The organism is Xenorhabdus khoisanae (genome assembly GCF_001037465.1).
In the GTDB taxonomy this organism is placed as follows: Bacteria; Pseudomonadota; Gammaproteobacteria; order Enterobacterales; family Enterobacteriaceae; genus Xenorhabdus; species Xenorhabdus khoisanae.
In genome coordinates, this window is record NZ_LFCV01000088.1 from 1 (window position 1) to 4,630 (window position 4,630).

Annotated in this window: 3 protein-coding genes and 1 pseudogene; 3 read left to right on the forward strand and 1 reads right to left on the reverse strand. The window is 42.1% G+C overall.

Going from position 1 to position 4,630, the window contains the following annotated elements:
- Positions 1-119 precede the first annotated feature (119 nt).
- Positions 120-350 (forward strand): transposase, encoded by a 231-nt coding sequence (locus tag AB204_RS23985; protein WP_161796568.1) that lies wholly within the window; start codon positions 120-122, stop codon positions 348-350.
- A 414-nt stretch (positions 351-764) separates the two neighbouring features.
- Complete coding sequence (locus tag AB204_RS13395) at positions 765-1,151, forward strand: LecA/PA-IL family lectin (RefSeq protein WP_047963870.1); 387 nt, start codon at positions 765-767, stop codon at positions 1,149-1,151.
- 285 nt (positions 1,152-1,436) lie between these two features.
- On the opposite strand, the gene acnA is transcribed toward AB204_RS13395, so the two are convergent.
- Positions 1,437-4,142, reverse strand: coding sequence for an aconitate hydratase AcnA (gene acnA / locus AB204_RS13400; RefSeq protein ID WP_047963871.1), 2,706 nt, complete (start codon positions 4,140-4,142; stop codon positions 1,437-1,439).
- A gap of 172 nt (positions 4,143-4,314) precedes the next feature.
- Here acnA and AB204_RS13405 point away from each other — a divergent pair.
- A pseudogene (locus AB204_RS13405) lies at positions 4,315-4,630 on the forward strand (hypothetical protein); the annotation flags it as partial.

The window sequence follows — 4,630 nt, forward strand, 5'->3', positions numbered from 1 at the left end:
CCGTTTATGAAAAACAAGAAAAAGAGGCTAAAAAAATGTCCGGGATTTCTTGACCGCTACATAATGAGACGTTGGGCGTGAAAGGCAAGTGGGGGAGGCTTCAGTCAATGGAGACACGCATGCATTTTCTGTCAGACCCGACACATCGGATCCGGTTCATTTATACTCCCAAACATGCCTCTTGGTTAAATCAAATTGAATGCTGGTTCAGTCTGATATCCCGACATTTGCTCAGACGGCTTTCGGTCAGCAGCAAAGAGATATTGCGGACACTCATTTTAAAATATATTCAATATTACAACCAAGTATTCGCCAAACCTTTTAATTGGCTTTACCGTGGGAATACATAATTAAGTCATTAATTACAAGATGCTCCACTAGTGCAAATAAGTCTTCTTTAGACATACTATTTCCTTATATTTATAGATAATTAGCTGCTAGATAGCCTGAATATATTAACGAATGGGGATGGCTGAATGAATTGATTGGGGTTGTGTGGGGTTTCGTACAAGCGGGTAAATCAAGGGATTAACAGGTGGAAAATTTCACTTTTATCGCATCAAGTTTTATTAATGTAATAATAGATTTTATTGATCCTCTGTTTATTATTTTATGTCATCCTGCCATCAAAACATGCAATTCATCCATTAACGCTAATCAAGCCGTACTCTCCAGTATTGATGAATCATTTTATTGATGTTCACAGGCGGAGAAGTATCCCACCGCCTTCATAAAGTTATAAAGACATAATTGGAGGTAATACTATGTATGATTGGTCTGGAAATGTTCCTGCTATTGCTGAAAATGGTCAGGCCACAGGGCTTTTTCTAAAAGCGGGAGATGTAATATCAGTTATTGCTAGAGGGTGGGTGCAATATGGTGGGCCGGGAAATCCATATACTGCGCCCCAGGGTGTTGCTGATGAACCCAGTAACAAGGCATACAGTTTGGTTGCCAAAATTGGGGGCAAGACCTACGAAATTGGCAATGGTGTGCTCCACAAGACAATTCCTGCAAATGGTGAATTAGTACTTTTATTTAACGATTACCCTGGCGATTTTTCTGATAACACAGGTGAATTTCACGTTGATGTCAAAATAGAATCGCGTTACTCTCCTGATTATCTTGTTGAAATAAAGCCACTTGATTGAAATATTAAATATCTTTATTGAAACAATGCCAAGTGAGATAATATCAACATTCTCACTTGGCTAATGAAAATTTCCTCACTGCTTTATTTTTCCAAATCCATGGTTTTTAACAGCAACAGACCACTTGAAGGAAGAGCGGTAAGCATTTATTGTTGCAGTCAGTTTAAACACGAGCTGCGTGTAAAAACCAGAGCGTACATTAAAAATAAAAACTGCGTCGACATAGACGCAGTTTTTATTTTTAAGTATCGTTTATCTGATTGCAGCTATTTTACAGCAAAGGTATTATTTCAACATATTACGGATCACATAATGTAAAATACCATCGTTATAGAAATAAGCCAATTCTGTACCAGTATCAATGCGGCAACGAGCATCTATCACAATTTCCTGCCCATTGGCATAAGTGATCTTCACTGCAATAGTCTCTCCGGGATTAATGTTTCCCAATCCAGCCACATCAATCCTCTCATCACCTGTTAGATTTAATGTCTTGCGGCTGACTCCCTGAGGAAATTCCAGCGGCAATACGCCCATACCGATAAGATTAGAACGATGAATGCGTTCGAAAGATTCAGCAATCACCACTCGGACTCCCAACAGCCTTGTGCCCTTCGCAGCCCAGTCACGACTTGAACCTGACCCATACTCTTTACCTGCAATAATGGCCAATGGTAACTTTTCTTCCTGATAACGCATGGCAGCATCATAGATGGTCAGTTGAGACTGTGATGGAATATGGCGAGTGTACCCTCCTTCAATACCAGCAACCATTTCATTGCGAATACGGATATTGGCAAATGTTCCCCGCATCATCACTTCATGATTACCGCGTCTTGAGCCATAAGAGTTAAAATCTTTTGGTACAACCCCGTGTTCTTGCAAATAACGTCCGGCTGGGCTATCAGCTTTAATATTCCCCGCAGGCGAAATGTGATCAGTCGTGACCGAATCCCCCAAGATTGCCAAGATGTGAGCCTGGTGAATATCCTCCACCGGTTTAGGTTCAGCCGTCATATCACTAAAAAAAGGCGGATGACGAATATACGTAGAATCCGGCTGCCAAGAATAAGTCGCTGAACTTGTAACATCCAAAGATTGCCAGCTCTCGTCACCATCAAACACAGCGTTATACTCTTTATGAAACATTTCCGTTCTGACTTGTTCTACCGCTGCCGCGACTTCGCTGCTATCAGGCCAAATATCTTTCAAATAAACATCCTTGCCATCTTGATCTCTCCCGATGGGTTCTTGCGTCAGATCTTTTTTCATATTGCCGGAAAGAGCATAGGCCACCACCAGCGGCGGTGAAGCCAGCCAGTTTGTTTTCACCAACGGATGAATACGCCCTTCAAAATTCCGGTTGCCGGAAAGTACAGCGCCTACCGTTAAGTCAGATTGTTTGATAGCCGCCTCAATCGGATCTGGTAACGGGCCAGAGTTACCTATACAGGTGGTGCAACCATATCCTACCAAATTGAAACCGAGTTTCTCCAGATATGGCATAAAACCTGCCAATTCCAGATAATTGGTAACAACTTTAGAACCCGGAGCCAGTGAAGTCTTAACCCATGGCTGACTCTGCAAACCTTTCTCAATTGCTTTCTTGGCAAGTAAGCCCGCAGTCATCAGCACACTGGGATTAGACGTATTTGTACAGGATGTAATGGCAGCGATTACCACCGCACCATCTTGCAGTGCAAAGGTTTGATCATCCAAGGTGACGGATACCGAAGATGAATGTGCCTGATTTTTTTGGATCTCCAATTCCATGACAGATTGGAAAGCTTGTGGTACATTTCCCAACGCCACTCGGTCCTGAGGACGTTTTGGCCCGGCCAAACTTGCCTCAACTGTCGACATGTTCAACTCAAGAGTACTGGTAAAAATGGGTTCATCCCCTGCATTACGCCACAACCCCTGAGCCTTACAATAGGCTTCAACCAAGGCAATTTCCTCTTCATTACGCCCGGTTAACCGCATATAGTCTAATGTAATGTCATCAACAGGGAAGAAACCGCAGGTTGCGCCATATTCAGGCGACATGTTGGCAATGGTTGCCCTGTCTGCTAACGGTAAATCACACAAACCATCACCATAGAATTCAACAAATTTTCCGACAACACCATACTTACGCAACATTTGAGTGACTGTCAGTACCAGATCGGTTGCTGTAATCCCTTCCTGCAATTTTCCTGTCAATTTAAAACCAACGACATCCGGGATTAGCATTGAAATTGGCTGTCCCAACATGGCGGCTTCAGCTTCAATTCCGCCAACCCCCCATCCCAGAACCCCTAATCCATTAATCATAGTGGTATGAGAATCCGTTCCAACTAGCGTATCTGGATAAGCAAAACTTTTACCATCCTGCTCTTCATACCAAACCGCTTTCCCTAGATATTCAAGGTTAACCTGATGGCAAATCCCCGTTCCGGGAGGCACAACGCGGAAGCGATTAAAAGCCTTCTGTCCCCAGCGCAAAAACAGATAACGTTCATAGTTACGTTCCATTTCAATCTGGACGTTTTCAGTAAACGCCTGCTCTGTGCCAAATTTATCCACCATCACTGAGTGGTCAATAACCAAATCAACAGGAGACAATGGGTTAACTTGTTCCACATTTCCACCGAGCCTCAACATAGCTTCTCGCATGGCAGCAAGATCCACCACAGCCGGGACGCCGGTGAAATCCTGCATTAACACACGGGCTGGACGATAGGCAATCTCCCTATCTGCATGGGCGTTTCTCTGCCATTCCACCAGCGCTTCCAGATCACCTTCCACAACGGACTCACCATCAAGATTACGCAGAAGATTTTCAAGCAGAACTTTCAGAGATTTTGGTAGGCGGGATATTTCACCCAATCGCTCGGATAATAAAGGTAAGCTGTAATAGTGATAGATCTTACTGCCAGTAGATCCACCCTCAATCAATTTACTACTGATAGAGAGCGTTGAAGCACAGTCCGTTTTTAATTTAAACGACATAACTCCTCCATTCTTATTATGATCAGTACACTATCTAACCATAACATATATGAGGACATTTGTTATTCAGTGACCACACATTTTGCTAATCCTCTGTAAATCCTCATTTATTGACAAATTTTGGTGATGCATCCCCAAAACAGATATGTTTTATTCATAACATAAGAGATTAATGGGATTAGGGCTGACGTGGCTGGAATACTACTGGCTAATAGATTTCAAATTACACCTCAATATAGGAAGTGTATATTCAAAGTATTCAATTGGTTCAATTGGTTTAATAGAGATTGGAGAATATATTATGAATATGAAAACGAATGAAAAACGTCAAAATTATTTAAGTTATATACAACAGGCTGATCAATTCTTTTCTGTCGATGTTAATACTAAGTTTTCCATGTCAGATTATAGACTTCACGATACAGATGACCTTGTACACTTTGTTATCACCTCACAAACTGACAATAAAAAAGGTGTCATGCAACAAT

What these genes read in the sequence shown, in the direction of transcription:
- acnA (WP_047963871.1), bottom strand. Translation starts at nt 4,142, where the DNA reads ATGTCGTTTAAATTAAAAACGGACTGTGCTTCAACGCTCTCTATCAGT.
- AB204_RS23985 (WP_161796568.1), top strand. Translation starts at nt 120, where the DNA reads ATGCATTTTCTGTCAGACCCGACACATCGGATCCGGTTCATTTATACT.
- AB204_RS13395 (WP_047963870.1), top strand. Translation starts at nt 765, where the DNA reads ATGTATGATTGGTCTGGAAATGTTCCTGCTATTGCTGAAAATGGTCAG.